Source organism: Paraburkholderia xenovorans LB400 (assembly GCF_000013645.1).
In the GTDB taxonomy this organism is placed as follows: Bacteria; Pseudomonadota; Gammaproteobacteria; order Burkholderiales; family Burkholderiaceae; genus Paraburkholderia; species Paraburkholderia xenovorans.
The window spans coordinates 1,053,846-1,072,543 of record NC_007952.1; the positions used below are offsets into that span (position 1 = coordinate 1,053,846).

Genomic DNA, 18,698 nt, shown 5'->3' on the forward strand with positions numbered 1-18,698 from the left:
CCCGGACTCACGTTCGGCGTGTGAACGACGACGGCTGACCTGTACTATCGACCGAGCCTGTCCCGGTCTCACTCGTGCACCATTCCCTCCATAACGCGAGCAGGATGGCAACCACGACCGGCCCGACGAAAAGTCCGATAAACCCGAATGCGCCAATGCCGCCCAGTACGCCGAACAGAATGAGCAGAAACGGCACGCGCACGGCATTGCTGATGACCATAGGCCGGATCAGGTTGTCGACCCAGCTCACCACCAGCGCGCCCCATAAAAGAAGTCCCACGCCGGCGAACATGTTGCCGTTTGCAATAAGTCCGACGCCTACAGGTATCCAGACGAACGGTGTACCGAACGGAATCAACGCCGCCAGCGTTGTGATGATCGTCAGGAGCAGCGGCGCCTTGACACCCGCGGCCCAATAACCCAATCCGGCAAGCGCGCCTTGCACGACTGCAGTGAGGGCGAGTCCATAGACGACCGAGCGCGTGACACCGCCGATCGCACTCAGATAGCCATCGAGCCGATCGCCCAGAACCGGCCGCATCACACCTTGAACCTGCAGGAGCAGGGCGCGTCCGTCGCGATACGCGAAGAACAGCGTCAGGGTGGCGAAACCCAGTTTGACCGCATTGCGCCCAACGCTGCCGACCATTGACGCGAGCTCGCCGACCCAGCGGTCGCCCGACTGCGTAATGTAGGCATGCAGCCTTTGAGGGTCATCCGCGAATTCGCTGACGAGCTGCTGCAGCGAATGTCCTAGCCATGGAATGCGCGCGATGAAATCCGGAACGCGAAGCGGGCCGGACGCGGCGTATTCGGCAACGTTGCGGTAGAGCGCCAGAAACTCGCGAAAGACGGGTGAAATCAGCGACGCAATCGGGATAAATGCAACCACTCCGACCAGCAGTGTCATCAACAGAGCGCTTATCCATGCGCGGCCTCTTATCAGCGCGTGGAGCCGGCAGTACAGCGGCCACGTTACATACGCAATGATTAGCGCCCACGCCACAGGTATCACGAATGGCCAAAGAACGACGTAACCAAGCACCAGGATTGCGGCGAGCAACATGGCCTGAATGACACGCTTGCGGTCCAGCATGATCGGGGTGGGCTTCATTGGTTAGGAAAACTTGCAGTTGCGGATACGCTGGCTAACCGGCGACGGATGATCCACTTTTCTGTTTCCACCAGAACGAAGATCAGCGCGGACACGAGGATGCAAAAACCCAGTTCCGGCGCGCTCAGCGGCGCGGTATCGAGGATGTTGTTGAGCACGGGAACGTAGATCGCGGCGAGCTGCAACACGACAGTCAGTGCAACCGCGGCAGCGAGCGGGCGGTTCGACAGCAAACCCTGGGTGAAGATCGAGGTCTGCCCGGAACGGATCGCGAGCACATGCCCCATCTGGGACAAGGCCAGCACGGTGAAGGTCATGGTGCGCCAGTGTGCGTCGTCGAGTCCCATCGCGAACCATTGGGTGCCCATCGTTACGGCTGCTATCGCGATGCCGATCCGCACGATGTACTGCCATAGTCCATGTGCGAACAGACTGTCGTCGGGCGGCCTTGGCGGGCGTTGCATGATGGTCGGTTCGGCAGGCTCGGCGGCCAGTGCAAGCCCCGGCAAGCCATCGGTCAGCAGGTTGATCCACAGGATCTGGATTGGCAGCAGGGGGATCGGAAGGCCAAAAAGCGGTGCCAGCGCGATGGCGCAGAGTTCCGCCAGATTGCCGGTCAATACGTAACGGATGAATTTGCGAACGTTGTCATAAACCCGTCGGCCTTCACGGACTGCCGCGACTATCGTTGCGAAATTGTCGTCGAGCAGGACCACGCTGGCCGCTTCGCGCGCGACGTCAGTGCCGACTTTGCCCATCGCCACGCCGATGTTTGCCGCCGCAAGGGCAGGTGCATCGTTGACGCCGTCGCCGGTCATCGCCACGTAGTGCCCCGTCGACTGCATTGCCTTTACGATGCGGATCTTCTGCGAGGGATCCACCCTTGCGTAGACGCGGATGCGCTGTGTCGCTTCGAGCAGTGCCTCGTCCGACAGCTTGCCCAGCGTGTACCCGGTCATCACCTGTGCTTCATCGCTGGCAATGCCCACTGACCTGGCAATCGCCAACGCGGTGATCGGGTGGTCTCCCGTAATCATCACCACAGTGATGCCGGCCTGCCTGCACAATGCGACGGCACCCGCGGCCTCCGGGCGAGGTGGATCGAGCATGCCGATAAAGCCGAGTAGCGTCAGGTCGCATTCGAGTTCGTCGGTGTCGGCCGGTGGCTTTTGCGGCCAGCGGCGCATTGCCACGGCAAGCACACGCAGTCCATCCGCCGCCATCGCACCCGCCATCGACGTCAAGGTTGTCGTGTCGAACGGCGTGCCGTCCTGTCCGACAACCGACGTACACCGTTCAATCACGGTTTCAGGCGCGCCCTTGGTATACGCGATAAATGAGTCTTCAGCGCGATGCACGGTGGTCATGCGTTTCCGTACGGAATCAAACGGCATTTCCGTGCAGCGCGGCATCGATCTGTCGAGAGCGGAGCGATCGATGCCGGCGTCCGCGGCGACCTCCCACAGTGCCACTTCAGTGGGATCGCCGGCTAGCTTGCCGGATGCATCGTACGTCGCGTCGTTGCACAGCGAAACGGCCCGCAGCAGCTGCCCGGTAATATCGTCGACGCCCATGTTCGCGGTTTGCAGCCGCTGCGTTCCCGCCGGACATACTTCGACCACGCGCATTGCGTTGAGTGTCAGCGTGCCCGTCTTGTCTGTGCAGATGAAGCTTACGGAGCCAAGCGTTTCCACCGCGGGAAGGCGCCGGACCAGCGCAGCGCGCTGCGCCATGCTGCGCGCACCGAGGGCGAGCATCATCGTGACGACGGCGGGCAATGCTTCTGGAATGGCGGCGACGGCAAGGCTCAGTGCGGTCAGCAACATGAGTATTGGCGGCTCTCCACTCGATACGCCGAACACGAATATCAGCGCGCAGATTGCGAGAATGGCAATGGCGAGTTGCTTGCCGAATCGACTCAGGCGCTGCTGCAGCGGGGTCTGCAATGCGGGAGCCGACTCCAGCAGCGCCGCGATCTTGCCGAGTTCCGTGTTCATCCCCGTTGCGACTGCGACGCCGCGCGCCCGCCCATAGGTCACGACAGTGCCCTTGTAGACCATGTTGGTGCGATCGGCGATGGGGAGCGTCGCATCGCCTGTTAGCGGCTGCGGATGCTTGTCAACGGGGGCGGCCTCGCCCGTCAACGTGGCTTCACTGACCCTTAACTGGGGTGCTTCGATCACTCTCAGGTCGGCTGGAACGGCGCCGCCTGCTTCGAGAAGGACGATATCTCCGGGAACGACTTCGGCGGCGGCAATCGTCAACGGGTGTCCGTCACGGACTACCGACGCGTGAAACGCGGCCAGCCGCTTGAGTTCCGCCATGGCGTGCTCGGCGCGAAAGTCCTGAAAGAAGCCAATCGTTCCGTTCAATACGACGATCGTGACGATCACGAGCGCGTCTTCAAGGTCGCCGACGAGTCCCGACACGATTGCGGCAGCGAGCAGAACGAGGATCATGAAATCCTTGAATTGCTCGATCAGCATCGTGATGATCCGACGCCGTTCCGTTTCGATGATTTCGTTACGTCCGTAGACCGCGCGCCGACGCGCCGCCTCGGCGGTATCGAGTCCCCTTGTCGCGTCGGTGCCGAAGCGTTCAATCGTAGACTCTGCCGTCTCCGCATGCCAGGCGCGCTGCTCAGGTGGTGCGGGATGCTGCATGTCTCGAGGATTCATGCCGTAACCTGTGCGCTGATCGAACGATGCTTTTCCTGGTTTCGACCGCCGGCATTGCAAATCGCAGTGTGCGGCGGTGAGTCTGGAATCAGCATCGTCCTCGTGAGCTTGCGCTGGCTTGACACAGGTCAATCAGGAAGGGAAGGGGCGCGCTGAGCGTGCTTCTGGTGTCAATGTCGAACCATGTGCTACTGCGCGCTGTGAGGCAGAGCCACGCCGTCAGGCGACTGTGGCCGTATGGGGACATCCTCGCCGTACCCACGGTGCTCGTTAGCAAGTACTGCTGGCTGTTTTGCGCCGTTCTGAAAATTCAGGTGCGAGGACAGGGTGTGAGATCAGAGCAATACTGGACATGGGAACCGGCAGCAGTTTGCCGCCGGTTCCCAATAGTGTTCCTTTAATGGTCGATCTGCTGGATGCCCGCCAGTCGCCAGCCTTCGTCGCCATGTGCGCGCCTGACCATGTTCCAGATTTCCTGGAACGGCTGGACGATCTGCGCGTCGTCCTCACGCATCTGGCCGTAAAAGCGCACGCTGACCAGTGTTTCATCTGCGCTGCTTTCCGTGTTCAGCACTTCGGCTTCGAGTTGCGTCACGTCCGTACGGCTCGGCTCGTGGCCCCGGATTTCCAGATCCTGCTTGAGTCTCGCGAACATTTCCGGCGTTGTCAGCTCGAACAGATCGCCTTGTTCATTACGGTCCCACGCGCCTTGAAGACGCATGAACATGGCCTTCGCCGAGACGAGAAATGCAGCCTGATCCGCGAGCTCCGGTGCTTTCACGCTGCTCGCCGCTCCGGTCGCGTCCATCGTTGTGCGCGGCCAGTCGCGGAGATTCGTGTCAGGCCGCGCTTCGCGGACCTGATTGAGAAACGGCGCGCCGTTCGTTTGCTGCCGGTTCGCCGGACCGTGTCCATAAGCCAGATCCGGCCGACGACGGTTGGCGATGAAGCGGAACAGCATCACCCCGGCGACAACCACGAGGCCGATCAGCAACGCATTGGACAGCATTTGCGCCAGCCCTTCGGCCAGACCGAACGACGAGAGCAACGCCGCGATGCCGAGTCCGGCGGCGAGCCCGGCGAGCGGGCCCATCCAACGGCTGGCACCGGAGGCCGCGGGCGTCTGCGCTGTCTGCTGTGCCGGTTGTGCCTGCTGGCTTCGTTGTCCTTGCCCGGCCGGCGACGTCGCTTGCGACTGCCGTCCGATGCTCTGGCTGCCGCCGACGCGCTTCGCTTCGGCGTCGTTCGAGGCCACGGCGCCGAGGGCAAGAAGTCCGGCCAGACCGAGCGCCGCTGTCCCGCGCGTTATCGCGCCGGCAGCACTTCGAAGTCGATTGATGATCTGCGTGTACATATGAAGCCTCTTTCGGTAAGCAAGGGGGACTGCCCGCGTTGCACGATTCCAGTCGCGCAAAAAACATTACGAACAGTAATATTATTGTCTGGTCAGACTTGCTGCTCGCCGCGCCTGCGATCCGCTCTGCGCGGCCTGAAAACCGTTACCGTGGATATAGTGCTCGAGCTGCTGGATGGTCTGTTCGTGCTCGACAATCAGGTTCTGAACCAGGTCGCCGATCGACACCATTCCGATCACCTGTCCTGCGGTGATGACAGGCAGATAGCGGATCCGGTGCTCCGTCATGAGCGCCATGCATTCTTCGGTTGTCTGGTCCGGGCCGATGTAGCGCACGGCCGTCGACATGATGTCGCGCACAGGCGTATGCCGCGAAGAGCGGTCCATCAGGACGATTTTTCGTGCGTAGTCGCGCTCCGTCACGATGCCGGCGATACGTCCCTCATGTGCGACGATCAATGCGCCCACCTGCCGGTGAGCCATGACCGCTATCGCGTCGTACACCGAAGCGGAGGCCTGAGTCGACCACACCCTCTGGGACGTTTTTGAACGAAGGAGTTGCGCAACCGATGCCATATGTCACCTCTGTCAGTGGTCGTTAGCCGCCCGCTGGCGCCTAAGTACGAGGCTTCAATGTAACTGAACACGACGAAGCGTAAAATGCGTATTTTTGCTGCTAATACTTCGGAAAAACCGTAGTGTTGATGGTTTGACGGAGAAAGGGAGAAGGCGTGAACTTCAAGCATCTGCATTACTTCTGGGTCGCGGCGCACGCGGGAGGCATCGTGAAGGCGGGCGAGCAGTTGCACATCTCGCCGCAAACGCTCAGCGGGCAGATCAAACTGCTCGAAGAAGCGCTGGATAAAAAGCTGTTCAGGAAAAACGGACGAACGATCGAGCTCACCGATGCGGGCCGCCTGGCGCTCGATTACGCCGATGAAATATTTTCGCTAGGCTCGGAGCTGGAAAGCGCCGTGCGGCGCGAGAGCGAAGCCGGCGCGCAAACGCGGTTCCGCGTCGGGATCGCGGATTCGGTGCCCAAGGCGATCGCGTACCGGCTACTGGAACCGGCGCTGAGCGGCTCCGTGTCGCTGCGTATGATCTGTCACGAAGGCAAGCTGCATGCGCTGCTCGCGCAACTGGCCGTACACCGGCTCGATCTGATCATCGCGGATGCCCCCATTCCCGCCGACGTCAACATCAAGGCGTTCAATCACCGGCTCGGCCGTTCTACGCTTAGCTGTTTCGGTGCGCAGGCGCTGATTCAAAGCGGGAAAAAACGCTTCCCGCTGTCGCTCGGTCAATTGCCTGTGCTGCTGCCCGGCACGGAATCCGCCGTGCGGCGCAAGCTGGATCACTGGCTCGCGTCGCATGCCATTTCGCCGCGCATCGTCGGTGAGTTCGACGACGGGGCCATGACTATGGCATTCGGCAGAGAAGGCCGCGGCGTGCTGTTTGCCCCGACGGTGCTGGAGAACCAGTTACAGGCAGAGCACGATCTGACGATGGTTGGCCAGATCAATTCCATTGTGGAAGAGTTCTTTGCGATCTCGATCGAGCGCCGAATCAGCCACCCGGCTGTCGCGATGATCATGGACGCCGCACGTAGTGAATTGTTCAACGGATAGATGTGGGCGTTGGCTCGGATCCGCAGCCGTGGGGCGCGATGACGGGAAAGCCCAGTGCCGCGGCGCATGCTAACTGGCGCTTGCCAGCCGCGAAACCGGGGCGGCGATTGTGCTCGCGCCCCGTGCAATGGAAGCGTGTTCGCTTTGCGCTTTATTCGCGGCTGGTTGCCATTTTTAACAGCTGTTATTGGCCGGCCGCCGGCGACACTACGCTCGGAGTCGCCAGCGTGTTGTTGCTCTTGGGCGCGCTGGTGCCGGACGTCGAACTGCTGTTCGTGCCACTCGGCAGGCCCGAGTTCGGCGCCCTGTTGGCGGTGCCGCTGTCCGAGTTGGTAGCGCCTGGCGCACCGTAGCCGCCAGTTGCGCCATTTACCTGGTTCACCTGATTGGCGGGACTAGCCGTGCTGCCTGCCGAACCACTGCCGCTCGAACCTCCGGCGGTTTGCGCATAAGCGCCGCCCGACAGCGTGAGTGCGGCGAGGGCCGCGATTAATGTGCTGGTTGCCTTGCTCATGATCCTTCCCTCCTTGATCTGACTGGAATAGAGACGCAGACGGTCGCCGCCTGCTTGATCACGAGTGCAGCAATGACCGTGCCGCGGGCTCTTAGACGAAACGATGTGCATTGCAGCAAATGGTTTTCATCTGCGCCTGGCAGATGCGCCACGCCGTTCGACTGGCCGCTGCGTGCGCAGTTGCCACCGCACAGATCCTGCTTTCGGAAAGCTGGTCGCGTCCAGCCGACTTGCATGTGTGCCGCAACGGGTTGTCACCCGATCTGCTGAACCCATTGACTCCGCCAGCCCGGCGCTTCAAAGGGATCCGAAAAATACTGGGTCTCGTGAACGACCTTGCCGTTGCGGAACTCCATAATGCTTACCGTGTAAGCAGGTCTCCCGTTATAGCTGATGGAATATTCCGTGATCCAGAGATTTCCTTCTCCTTGAATTCGCCTGACCTCGAATCCTGCTGGCTTGCCTGGATGATGACTCCGCAGCGCCTGCAAATTCATTCGCCCGAGAATGCGTTCACCCGACTGGGGATAGTCACAGATGGCATCATCATCGTAAATATCGTGTTCCGCGTCGAAGTCGCCGGCCGCCGACGCTTGCCAGTGCGCATTCAGGGCCTCACGTATCTTTTCTTCCCGCATGACGTGCCTCCGCATACCGTTTACGTTCGTTTATCGCGTGCGTCATGGAATGAACACCGACGATTTCGGAACTCCACGAAGCATGCGCTCAATGAGCGCTTTTACCGCACCAGGTAGCAGTCTAATCTTCATCGCGGCAGGTAGTTGCCAGCAAGGGGGCGACTTCGCGAATTGCCTACGGTCAGCAACTGAGACGTCAGTCGACCGCGTTGACGTTCGGAAACTTGTTGCGGAACGCCTGCGGCATCGGCACGACTTTTTTCGTCTCGTAGTTGAAGAACACGAAACCGGACTTCGCCATCGCCACAAGCGCGCCATCTGCCGGCCGCGTGATGCGGAAGATGATGTCGCCGCCGTATTTGTTGAAATCCATGATGCCGACTTCGAAGCACAACTGGTCCCGCGCGTAAGCTTCGGCGCGATAGGTCGTGGCGAGATCGGTCACGATGATGCTCGTGTGCGCGTCTTTCATGTCTTCGATACCGGCGTCGAACAGGAAGCGTGCGCGGGCCTCGGAAATCATCGAGATCATCGAATCGTTTGCGAGGTGGTTCGCGCCATTGATGTCGGTGACGCGCACTGTGAGATGCGTCGAATAATAAAACTGGTCCTCGGGAAACTGCAGTTGAATGCGGGCCATGACGTGAAAATTGTGGGTTGGAAGAGGGGGGCGTGCTAGGCGCTGACGTGCGATTCTAGCTGTTCAATGTGCGGGGGGCGGAAAGCCGTCATCGCGATTTCTGAGGGCATCCGTTCTGGTCGTGAAAGGGACCGTACGTGGTGGGCACCGTGCGGTCTGAAACGCGTGGGGCGCATCTTCTGGTTGTCTCATTGGAATCAATTGAATTCTCACAAGTGTCTACATTGGACCGCCCGGCATTCGCATAGAGTGCTCGCTGCGGGGCGGCCAAAGCGAATTCTGCCCTACACGGTATGTCAGGTTATGGCGGCGCGCTGGCTGCCGGTAATCAGCCGCGCGCGAGACATCGCCCAGCAGGTAATTGTAATTACCGGCTCTGGCTTCAGCCCCTCATTCTCGAAACGCTACGGACGTAGCACCTTCGAAGCAAGCCGTCAATGGACGTTAGTGTCCCGCAAGCAACGCTGAAACGTTGTCTTATCATCGATTTCGTTTTGCCTGGCATTTCGATCACATAATCCGGCACACCTCCACGACACCGACATAAGTAGAAAACAATGAACATGCAAGGTCACCCACCACTTTCCCGCACTTTCTTCGGTTTCCTGACTGCCGTCCTGGTCAGTGGTGTGCTCACTGCATGCAGCGGCTCGGTCGATTCGAGCACAGCGAAGCCTGCAACGACTCCACCGGCAACCTACCGCGTCACGGGTACGGTGGCCTATGGCCGCCCGGTTGTCAGTCGGACCGTTCAGGCGGTGGATTCAACAGGTCGACTGTGCGCGCAGGCGACGACGGCGAGCAACGGCTCCTATACGATGGATACGAGCCGTTGCGCAGCGGGCGCGGCCGCCTTCTCGGTCGAGGGATACACCACCCCCTCCGGTGTTTCGCTGATGTCCGTTGCCGTTCCTGTGCAGGGGACGCCCGTGATCAACGGCGTGGTCAACATCGATCCGCTGACCACCCTGATTGCCTACGCCGCCGCCGGGATGGTGACAAGCAATCCGGCTCCGGCTACCGCTGCGCAAGCGCTGGCCTTGCTGCCCAAAGTGACGGGCGCGCAATACCAGCGGGCGCAGTCGGATGTGATGACGGCATCCTTGCTGCTGCTTCTGCAAAACACTTACGGTGTGCCGACGAGCGGATTCTCGGCAGGCGCCACGTCATTCGCTGCCGATGGTCAAGGCATGGATGCCTTCTTCGACGCCTATCCGTTGACGGCACCGACCTCCGCGAGCGTGCAGATTGCGCCGGCCTCAGGCGCGGGGTTATCGGTTCGGGTTTCGTTGCCGACCACCCCGACCACGGGTTCGACGGTAACCTCCAACGTGAGCTTCACGGTGGGCGGTCAGGTCTCCGGGCTATCGGGTGGCCCGCTGACGCTGCTGCTCAACGGAGCCAATGCGCTGGTCGTTCCGGCCAACGGCGCCTTCAGGTTCTCGACGCCGATCGCGAGCGCCTACACGGTCAGCGTGGGCAATCAGCCCGCCGGCCTGACCTGTAGCGTGGGTCAGGGCACCGGCGTGGCCGCCACCGCCAACATAACCAATTTGGTCGTGAGTTGCTCGGCCAACAGTTACACCGTGAGCGCCAACGTCTCTGGTCTGGCGGGCGGAGCGCAGGTGGTGCTCCAGAACAACGGCGTCGACGCCACCACCGTCAGCGGCAACGGCAACGTCACCTTCGCCGGACGAATCGCCTACAACGGCAGCTACAACGTGAGCGTCGCGACGCAGCCCACCGGGCAGACATGTACGGTTTCGAATGGCAGCGCCGGCGGTGTGTCCGCCAACGTCACCAATGTGAGCGTCGTTTGCGCCATCGACACTTACACCGTCAGCGGCAGCGTGACGGGCCTCAGCGGTACGCTCGTGCTGCAGAACAACGGTGCTGACTCGACCACCATCGCCAGCAACGGCAGTTTCGCCTTTGCCACGCCTGTGGCGTACGGCGGGAGCTACAACGTAACGGTCGGCACCCAGCCCACCAATCAGACATGCACGGTCACGAATGGCAGCGCCGGCGGCGTCACGGCTAACGTGAGCAACGTTGCGGTCCAATGCGTGGTAACGAGCCGGCCGGTCTATATGTACGTGCCCGACTACAACAACGGGCAAATCCTGGGCTACACGATCGACACCGTCACAGGGGCGCAGTCGACCATTCCGGGCAGCCCATTTGCAGCCGGCGCGCAGAACCGCTGGATCACCGTGGACGCTAGCGGCACGTATGCTTTCGTTCCGAGTCAGAATACGAACACGCTGTCGGTGTATGGCATCAATCACAGCACGGGCGCATTGACGCAGCTTCCGGGCAGTCCTTATCCGGTTGGCGTCACGCCGAATTCCGTCACCGTGAATCCGGCCGGCACACTGGTCTTTGTCCCCAATGCAAACAGCAATACGGTTTCCGTTTTTAGCATCAACCGTAGTACGGGCGCGCTGACCCCGGTGCCCGGCAGCCCATTTGCAACGGACTCGGTACCGACCAAGGTGGCGATCAATCCGGCCGGCACCTTCGCTTTCGTGGCGGATCAGAACGGAACGACGATTTCCGTGTATAGCATCGACGCAGGCACGGGTGCTTTGACACCGGTGGCCGGCAGCCCGTTTTCCAACGGCGGGAATCAGCCTATGGGCATCACCACCGATCCGTCAGGGACTCACGTGTACGCCACCAATGCGCAAGGCAACGTGACGGGCTTCAGCATCGATCAATCGACGGGAGTCCTGACCGCCATTGCCGGAAGTCCGTTTGCGATGGGCTACGCGTATCAGGATGGCGCATCGATGAACACCGCCTTCAATGCCTCGGGCACGCTCGCCTTCGTGGCGACCGGCCAGGACGGCGCTGTTCTGACCTACAACGTTGACGCCACCTCGGGTGCACTGACGCAGATTACCGGCGACGTTGATACGGTTGGCGGCGGCGGTGCTGTCTTCGTCACGCTCGATCCGACAGGCACGTTGCTGTTCGCGGCAAATTTCATCCACATCACCGTGGGTATCAAGCAGATCAATCAGACCACCGGGGCGTTGACCGATATTCCCGGTAGCCCGTTCGGGGTCGGCGCGCGGCCTTACGATATTGCGATCGTGCAACCTTGACGATGTCGTGCGGGGCGCGTCGATCTCCGGCCCCACGGGGGCGGGCGTGCTGCGACGATGTTCGGCGCGGACCAGGTGCGATTGGAAGACGCTCGATGCCGACTAACATGTCCAGGCGCAACGACCGCGAGCGCGGCCGTCAGGCGTGGCGTGATCTTACCGGAATATGTCATTCACGCCACTAGCTGATCGTGCACAGGACCCGGACAATGCGTTGCATCCCCACACGCAGAAGGAGAGTCGCATGTCCCCGGTCTCAGCCGTCCCACCCGCTGACAGTGCTGCCGCACTTGCTCACTTCAGTAGCTTGTTGTCGTTCGAAACCGATTGCGCCGATGTGCATGCGGCACTCGAAAGCGACGACCCGCACTCCGTCGATTTCGTGCTGCTCGACGTGCGTGGTCCCGCACTTTTCGCACGCGGCCATGTGCGAGGCGCAGTGAACCTCCTGCATGGCAAGATCGTGGCGTCGAAGCTCGCTGGATATCCGCCCGATACGCTCTTCGTCACTTACTGCGCGGGCCCGCATTGCAACGGTGCGACTCGTGCCGCGATCAAACTTGCCGAATTAGGACGCCCTGTCAAGGTAATGATCGGGGGCATTACCGGCTGGCTCGACGAGGGTTTCCAGCTAGCTACCGGCAGCGAAAAAATGATCTGTAACCCGGCCAGGTAAGGCAGCCTGAATCAGCAAATGCGAAACACGGCGCGACGACAGATCACTTTCCGGTCTTTCGCATTTCTCTCACTTGTTATCGCGCATGGACATCAGGAGTCTTTCGCTGTGGCGTTATGCTCCACACGGAGTAGGTGGCGGAATCATCAATCTCCGGTAACATCACGCCATGCACAATCATCTCGTCGTCGCGCTCGCTTACGACCGGCTCTGCACCTTCGAATTCGGCTGTGTGACCGAGCTGTTCGCGCTCGAACGTCCCGAACTCGACGTGGACTGGTATCGCTTTGCGGTCTGCGCAAGCGAGCCGGGCCCGATTCGCGCGGCAGGCGGCGTGACTCTCGCCGCGCCTTACACGCTCAAGTTGCTGGAGCGCGCGGACACGATCGTGATTCCCGGCTGGCGTGATGCCGGCGAAGTGCCACCCAAACCGCTGCTAAAGAAGATTCGCGCGGCTTATGAACGCGGCGCGCGCCTCTGTTCGATCTGCTCCGGTGTGTTTGTGCTCGCGGCCGCGGGGGTGCTCGACGGCAAGACCGTCACGACCCACTGGCGCTATGCCGACACATTGCAGCAGCGCTATCCGCAGTTGCGCGTGCAGCCGGACGCGCTCTATGTCGACGAAGGGCAGATCATCACGTCGGCGGGCTCGGCAGCGGGGCTCGACATGCTGTTGCATCTGGTGAGGCGCGATCACGGCAGCGCGGTCGCGAACCGGGTCGCGCAGCGGCTCGTGGTGCCGCCGCATCGCGAGGGCGGGCAGGCGCAGTTCGTGCCGCGTCCCATGCCGCACGGCGAAAGCGGCCGCCTGTCCAGACTGATGGACTGGGTGCGCGGTCATCCCGCCTTGCCGCACACCTTGCGTTCACTCGCCGAGCGCGCGGCGATGAGTCCACGCACATTGCAGCGGCAGTTTCACGACGCCACCGGCATGGCGCCCTATGAGTGGCTTGTGCGCGAGCGCGTGGCCATTGCGCGCGAGCTGCTCGAAGCGCGGGCGCTGCTGCCTATGGCGCGCGTGGCGGAGCTGGCGGGATTCGGTTCCGAGGAATCGTTGCGTCGGCATTTCCGGCGCATTGCGTTGACGAGTCCGGCTGCGTATCGCAAGAAGTTCGGCGCGCGGGAAACGGCTTAGTATTGCATCGGACCGGGTGAGTGGGTTCGCAGGTTCGGTGTCTTCAGGCCATGATCGCAAACAGGCGCCGGGTCTCTATCCGTACTCATGCTACGACGCTTATCATGCAGCAATCGTGCAGGTTGATTCCTCGTCGCAAAGCGTTTCCCGCCCAATCGCTCCAACAAAAACGCTCGCCATGCAAAATATCCTCGACTACCCGGCACTCGTGTTCATTGTGTCCTTTGTGCTGATGTGGCTGTCGGCGCGTCTCGGCGCGGCGCTCCTGCGGCGCTTCAGAAAAATCGAGGACGAGGCTCGCGAAGACTTCAGCGTGATACAGGCTGCTACGTTGACGCTGCTTGCGCTGATCATCGGTTTCACTTTTTCGATGGCGGTGGGGCGCTACGACCAGCGCAAGAATTACGAGGAAGAAGAGGCCAACGCGATCGGCACCGAATACGTTCGCGCGGACCTGTTGCCGGCCGCCGACGCAGCGGCGGTGCGTGGCCTGCTGAAAGCGTATCTGGACGAGCGCGTGCTGTTCTATACCACGCGCGACGCGCACGAACTGGCGAGGGTCAACGCCGAGACCGAGCGCCTGCAGGGCGCAATGTGGTCTACTGTGAAGCAGGCTGCCGCCGCGCAGCCCACGCCGGTTGTCGCGCTCGCCGTGTCAGGAATGAACGATGTGCTCAATACGCAAGGCTATACCCAGGCCGCGTGGTGGAATCGCATTCCGTATGCGGCCTGGGCGCTCATGACGCTGATTGCAATGGGCGCCAATCTGCTGGTCGGCTACGGCGCGCGCGCACTGAAGGCGGGCGCGGGATTGCTGCTGATCGTACCGCTGGTGGTGTCGCTGTCGTTCACGCTGATTGCGGATATCGACAGTCCGCGCGGCGGCGTGATTCGCGTGAAGCCGCTCAATCTGCATGCGCTCGCGGATTCCATACGCCCGCATTGAACGATGGTTGAGCCGCACCAGGCCGCATATTCAGGGGAAACTCATGCTCGATGTCGCAAAGACCATCGCCGGTTTCAACGCAGGGCGCGATCCCGAGCGGCTGGCGATGAAATACAAGGCCATGCGCACTTCACCGTTCGTGTTTTTGCGCGGCACCTGCCACCTGTTTTACGAACGCCTGCCGAGCAACACGGTGCTCGACGACGCGCCGCCGGTATGGATCTGCGGTGACATGCATCTGGAAAATTTCGGCAGCTACAAGGCCGACAATCGCCTGATCTACTTCGACAACAACGACTTCGACGAAGCGTGCCTCGCGCCGAATCTCTACGAACTGGTGCGTCTGCTGACGAGTGTGCTGGTCGGCGCGAGCGACCTCAAGCTGAGCCGCGCGCAGGCGCTGGCGCTATGCCATACCGCCCTGGAAGCGTATGGCGCCGCGCTCGCGGACGGCAAATCGCGCTGGATCGAGGAAGAAACCGCGACGGGAATGGTGCGCGATCTGTTCGTCGCGCTTGCGAGCCGCACGCGGGTCGCGCATCTGGACCGGCGCACCACGCTCAAAGGCAAGACCCGCACGCTGAAAGTGGACGGCAAGAAAGCGCTGGCGGTCAGCGACACCCAGCGGGCGGCGGTCACGCAATTCATGCAGAAGTTCGCCGCGGCCGAGCCCAATCCCGACTTCTTCCGTATCCTCGACGTCGCACGGCGGATTGCCGGCACGGGGAGTCTCGGCGTGGACCGCTATGTGATTCTCGTCGAGGGTAAAGGCTCGCCGGACGGCAACTATCTGATCGATCTGAAAGAGGCACTGCCTTCGTCCGTCACGCCGCACCTGAGTACGCCGCAGCCCGCCTGGCAGACGGAAGCGCAGCGCGTGGTGGAAATTCAACGGCGTAATCAGGCGGTCTCGCAGGCATTCCTACATGCTGTCGAATTCAATCAGCGATCCTATGTGTTGCGCAGTCTGCAGCCTTCCGAAGACCGCGTGGCGCTGAGCGACTGGGACGGCAAGCTGCCGCGTCTCGAAGAGGTGGTCGACAACATGGCCGAGTTGAGCGCATGGGCGCATCTGCGCAGCGGCGGCCGGCAGAAATCGTCGATCGCCGACGAGTTGATCGCGTTCGGCAATCGCCGCGACTGGCAGTTGCCGTTGGTCGACATCGCAATGCAATGCGAGGCCCAGGTGGCGGCAGACTGGAAAGCGTATTGCGACGCGTACGACAACGGCGAGTTCGACATGACCACCACCTCCACGGGGTCTTGAGCTTCGTCACGCGGGCGCATGACATCGCGCCCGGCGTGCCTCCGGCGCGTTCGCAGCGCCGCCCGCAAGAGGCCCACCATGCGCGGCGCATCGTGATGCCGCGCATGCCAGCATCGCTCCAGACAAACCCTGATTGCTGCGTTGAATCCGCCGCTGCTATCGTTCGCTGGTCGTGTGGAAGCGCTTCCACTTCAGCCTTCAGTCTGGCTGTGCAGGACTTTCGCCGTACCCGGTTCAACCACCCAGGAGAATCCGTGGCAAACGACGCACCCGCTGTATCCGACGCTCCATCTCCCCATTCTCAATCGCTCGCTGATCCTTTCGCGCCGCCCGCGGACTCGTCGTTGTGGCGCAAGAACTTTCTGCTCGGCGCGGCCACGGCTTCGTATCAGATCGAAGGCGCGGTGAACGAAGACGGCCGCCTGCCGTCCATCTGGGACACCTTCTCGGCAATACCCGGCAAGGTGCTGGCCGGCGACACCGGTGCCGTGGCCTGCGATCACTATCATCGCTGGGAAGCGGACGTGGACATGCTGGCCGGGCTTGGCTTCGAAGGCTACCGGCTCTCTATTGCCTGGCCGCGCGTGATGGATACGGCCGGCGTGCCGAACCGCAAAGGGCTCGAGTTCTACAAGCGCCTGCTGGCACGGCTCAAGGAGAAGGGCATCGCGACCTTCGTCACGCTGTATCACTGGGACTTGCCGCAGCATCTGGAAGATCGCGGCGGCTGGCTGAACCGCGATACCGCATACCGTTTCGCCGACTACGCCGACCTCATGAGCCGCGAACTGGCCGGCAGCGTGGACGGTTGGATGACGCTGAACGAACCCTGGTGCTCGGCGTATCTCGGCTACGGCAACGGCCATCACGCGCCTGGGCTTGCCGACGCGCGCTATGCCACGCAGGCCATGCATCATTTGCTGCTGGCGCACGGTCTCGCCATGCCGGTGCTGCGCGCCAACGATCCGGCTTCGCAGAAGGGCGTTGTCGCCAACATTGGACGCGGCACGGCCAACAGCGGGAGCGCCGCCGATCAGCGCGCGGCGCATCTGTTCGAGGTGCAGCACAACGCGTGGATTCTCGATCCGCTGCTGGAAGGCCGCTACCCGCGGGATCTATTCGAACTGTGGCCGGGTACCGAGCCGCTGGTGCTGGACGGCGATATGCAAACCGTTGCCGCGCCGCTGGACTTCCTCGGCATCAACTACTATTTCCGCACCAATGTTGCGAGCGACGGTGCGCATGGTTTCAGGGAAGTGCCGCTCCAAGGCGTGGAGCGCACGCAGATGGGTTGGGAAGTGTATCCGGACGGCTTGCGCGATCTGCTGATCGGCTTCAAGGCCACCTACCGGAATCTGCCGCCGATCTACATCACCGAAAACGGCATGGCATCGGACGACAAGGTGATCGACGGCCGGGTGGATGACATGCAACGCATTTCGTTTCTGAAGCGCCATCTTGCCGCGGTGGATGAAGCGATCAAGGCAGGCGTGGAGATTCGCGGCTATTTTCTGTGGTCGCTGATGGATAACTTCGAGTGGGCGTTCGGGTACGAGCGGCGCTTTGGTGTCGTGCACGTGGATTACGCTACGCAGAAACGCACGGTTAAACGCAGTGCCGAACTGGTGTCGAAATTCCTGAAGGAGCGCAAGGCGCGAAGGGAGTAGCAGAGAAGGAGGGTTGGGATGTCGGGTTGAAACATGGGTGCTGGGCCTGGTGCGACTATCGATATGCTTTGCATGGGATGGGAGACAGAATGAATCGTAGAAAAACGGTCTTGCGAGGCATGGTTGCGGCACTGGCGTTGTATGGCGTCGTCGCGCATGCGGAGCCTTTGAAGGCCAACGTGATTCACTGGTGGACCTCGGGCGGCGAGTCGGCCGCGATTCGCCAGTTTGCCGATGCGTATAACAAGGCCGGCGGCCAGTGGGTCGACAACGCGGTGGCGGGCGCCGATCAGGCGCGCTCCACGGCGATCAACCGGATCGTCGGCGGCGATCCGCCCACGGCCGCGCAGTTCAACACGTCGAGGCAATTTCACGACCTGATCGATCAGGGGCTGCTGAACAACGTCGACGAAGTCGCCGCGAAAGAGAACTGGAACAGCGTGTTCCCGCAGTCGATTATCGACAGCATCAAGGTGAAGGGGCATTACTACGCCGCACCCGTCGATATCCACATGCCCGCCTGGTTTTTCTACTCGAAGCCGGTGTTCCAGAAAGCGGGCATTGCCGCCGAACCGAAGAGCTACGACGAGTTCATCGCCGATCTCGGCAAGCTCAAAGCCGCGGGCGTGATTCCGCTCGCGCTCGGCGGCCAGCCCTGGCAGGAGAAAATCACGTTCGACGCGGTGCTGGCGGACGTGGGCGGTGCTGATCTGTATCTGAAGGTGTATCGCGATCACGACATGAATGCGGTGAAGTCGGATGCGTTCAGGAAAGTGCTGGCGTCGTTCAAGCGTCTGCACGATTTCGTGGATGCAGGCTCGCCTGGCCGCAACTGGAACGACGCCACCGCGCTCGTGATCTCCGGTAAAGCGGGCGTGCAGATCATGGGCGACTGGGCCAAGGGCGAATTCTCGGCGGCCAGCCAGAGCGCGGGTAAAGACTTCGGCTGCTTCCCGGGTTTTGGCGCGCATTCGCCGTATCTGGTCGCGGGCGACGTGTTCGTGTTCCCGAAAACGGACAACCCCACTACGATCAAGGCGCAGAATCTGCTTGCCACGGTAATGACCTCGCCGGCCGCGCAAGTCGCATTCAGCGCGAAGAAAGGCTCGATTCCGATTCGTCCCGACGTGGACGCCAGCAGTCTCGACATCTGCGCGAAGGAGGGTATTGCGATCATGAAAGACAAGTCGCGTCAGTTGCCGAATCCGGAGATGCTGCTTTCGCCTGACACGCAGGGCGCGTTGATCGACGTCATCACCAACTTCTGGAACAGGAACCAGTCGGTCGACGACGCGCAGAAGGCGTTTGCCAGTGCGTTGAAGAGCTAGGTG

15 protein-coding genes are annotated in these 18,698 nt (G+C 61.6%); 8 read left to right on the forward strand and 7 right to left on the reverse strand.

The window, feature by feature from the left end; genetic code table 11:
- Positions 1–7: 7 nt before the first annotated feature.
- The 4 genes from BXE_RS26690 to BXE_RS26705 all read right to left on the reverse strand — a co-directional run bounded on the left by BXE_RS26690 (position 8) and on the right by BXE_RS26705 (position 5,722).
- Complete coding sequence (locus BXE_RS26690) at positions 8–1,114, reverse strand: AI-2E family transporter (protein ID WP_011491242.1); 1,107 nt, start codon at positions 1,112–1,114, stop codon at positions 8–10.
- On the reverse strand, positions 1,111–3,792 hold the full coding sequence (locus BXE_RS26695; RefSeq protein ID WP_011491243.1) for a cation-translocating P-type ATPase: 2,682 nt from the start codon (positions 3,790–3,792) through the stop codon (positions 1,111–1,113). The genes BXE_RS26690 and BXE_RS26695 overlap by 4 nt, the downstream gene beginning before the upstream one ends.
- 397 nt (positions 3,793–4,189) lie before the next feature.
- Positions 4,190–5,146 (reverse strand): Tim44 domain-containing protein, encoded by a 957-nt coding sequence (locus BXE_RS26700; RefSeq protein WP_011491244.1) that lies wholly within the window; start codon positions 5,144–5,146, stop codon positions 4,190–4,192.
- A gap of 81 nt (positions 5,147–5,227) precedes the next feature.
- Positions 5,228–5,722, reverse strand: a complete 495-nt coding sequence (locus BXE_RS26705; protein WP_011491245.1) for a CBS domain-containing protein — start codon at positions 5,720–5,722, stop codon at positions 5,228–5,230.
- Between the two features lie 155 nt (positions 5,723–5,877).
- On the opposite strand from BXE_RS26705, the gene nhaR reads away from it, so the two are divergent.
- Positions 5,878–6,774, forward strand: coding sequence for a transcriptional activator NhaR (gene nhaR, locus BXE_RS26710; RefSeq protein ID WP_011491246.1), 897 nt, complete (start codon positions 5,878–5,880; stop codon positions 6,772–6,774).
- Positions 6,775–6,958: 184 nt separating this feature from the next.
- Here nhaR and BXE_RS26715 read toward each other — a convergent pair whose 3' ends face one another.
- The 3 genes from BXE_RS26715 to BXE_RS26725 form a co-directional block, all read right to left on the reverse strand.
- The gene (locus BXE_RS26715) at positions 6,959–7,288 is read right to left on the reverse strand and encodes a hypothetical protein (RefSeq protein WP_040124899.1); all 330 of its coding nucleotides are present in this window, start codon (positions 7,286–7,288) and stop codon (positions 6,959–6,961) included.
- A gap of 254 nt (positions 7,289–7,542) precedes the next feature.
- Positions 7,543–7,926: a nuclear transport factor 2 family protein gene (locus BXE_RS26720; protein WP_011491248.1), complete on the reverse strand. Its 384-nt coding sequence runs from the start codon at positions 7,924–7,926 to the stop codon at positions 7,543–7,545.
- Between the two features lie 196 nt (positions 7,927–8,122).
- A complete protein-coding gene (locus tag BXE_RS26725; RefSeq protein ID WP_011491249.1) occupies positions 8,123–8,566 on the reverse strand; it encodes a thioesterase family protein in 444 nt (147 codons plus the stop codon).
- A gap of 557 nt (positions 8,567–9,123) precedes the next feature.
- Here BXE_RS26725 and BXE_RS26730 point away from each other — a divergent pair.
- The 7 genes from BXE_RS26730 to BXE_RS26760 all read left to right on the forward strand — a co-directional run bounded on the left by BXE_RS26730 (position 9,124) and on the right by BXE_RS26760 (position 18,695).
- A complete protein-coding gene (locus tag BXE_RS26730; protein WP_011491251.1) occupies positions 9,124–11,676 on the forward strand; it encodes a beta-propeller fold lactonase family protein in 2,553 nt (850 codons plus the stop codon).
- Between the two features lie 244 nt (positions 11,677–11,920).
- The gene (locus BXE_RS26735) at positions 11,921–12,352 is read left to right on the forward strand and encodes a rhodanese-like domain-containing protein (protein WP_040124897.1); all 432 of its coding nucleotides are present in this window, start codon (positions 11,921–11,923) and stop codon (positions 12,350–12,352) included.
- Positions 12,353–12,521: 169 nt separating this feature from the next.
- A complete protein-coding gene (gene ftrA / locus BXE_RS26740; RefSeq protein WP_011491253.1) occupies positions 12,522–13,487 on the forward strand; it encodes a transcriptional regulator FtrA in 966 nt (321 codons plus the stop codon).
- Positions 13,488–13,665: 178 nt separating this feature from the next.
- Entirely contained in the window at positions 13,666–14,433 is a 768-nt protein-coding gene (locus BXE_RS26745) for a hypothetical protein (protein ID WP_011491254.1), read from the forward strand.
- Positions 14,434–14,476: 43 nt separating this feature from the next.
- The gene (locus tag BXE_RS26750) at positions 14,477–15,700 is read left to right on the forward strand and encodes a DUF2252 domain-containing protein (protein WP_011491255.1); all 1,224 of its coding nucleotides are present in this window, start codon (positions 14,477–14,479) and stop codon (positions 15,698–15,700) included.
- A gap of 254 nt (positions 15,701–15,954) precedes the next feature.
- Positions 15,955–17,367 (forward strand): GH1 family beta-glucosidase, encoded by a 1,413-nt coding sequence (locus tag BXE_RS26755; RefSeq protein ID WP_040124894.1) that lies wholly within the window; start codon positions 15,955–15,957, stop codon positions 17,365–17,367.
- 89 nt (positions 17,368–17,456) lie between these two features.
- A complete protein-coding gene (locus BXE_RS26760) occupies positions 17,457–18,695 on the forward strand; it encodes an ABC transporter substrate-binding protein (RefSeq protein ID WP_011491257.1) in 1,239 nt (412 codons plus the stop codon).
- Positions 18,696–18,698 lie beyond the last annotated feature (3 nt).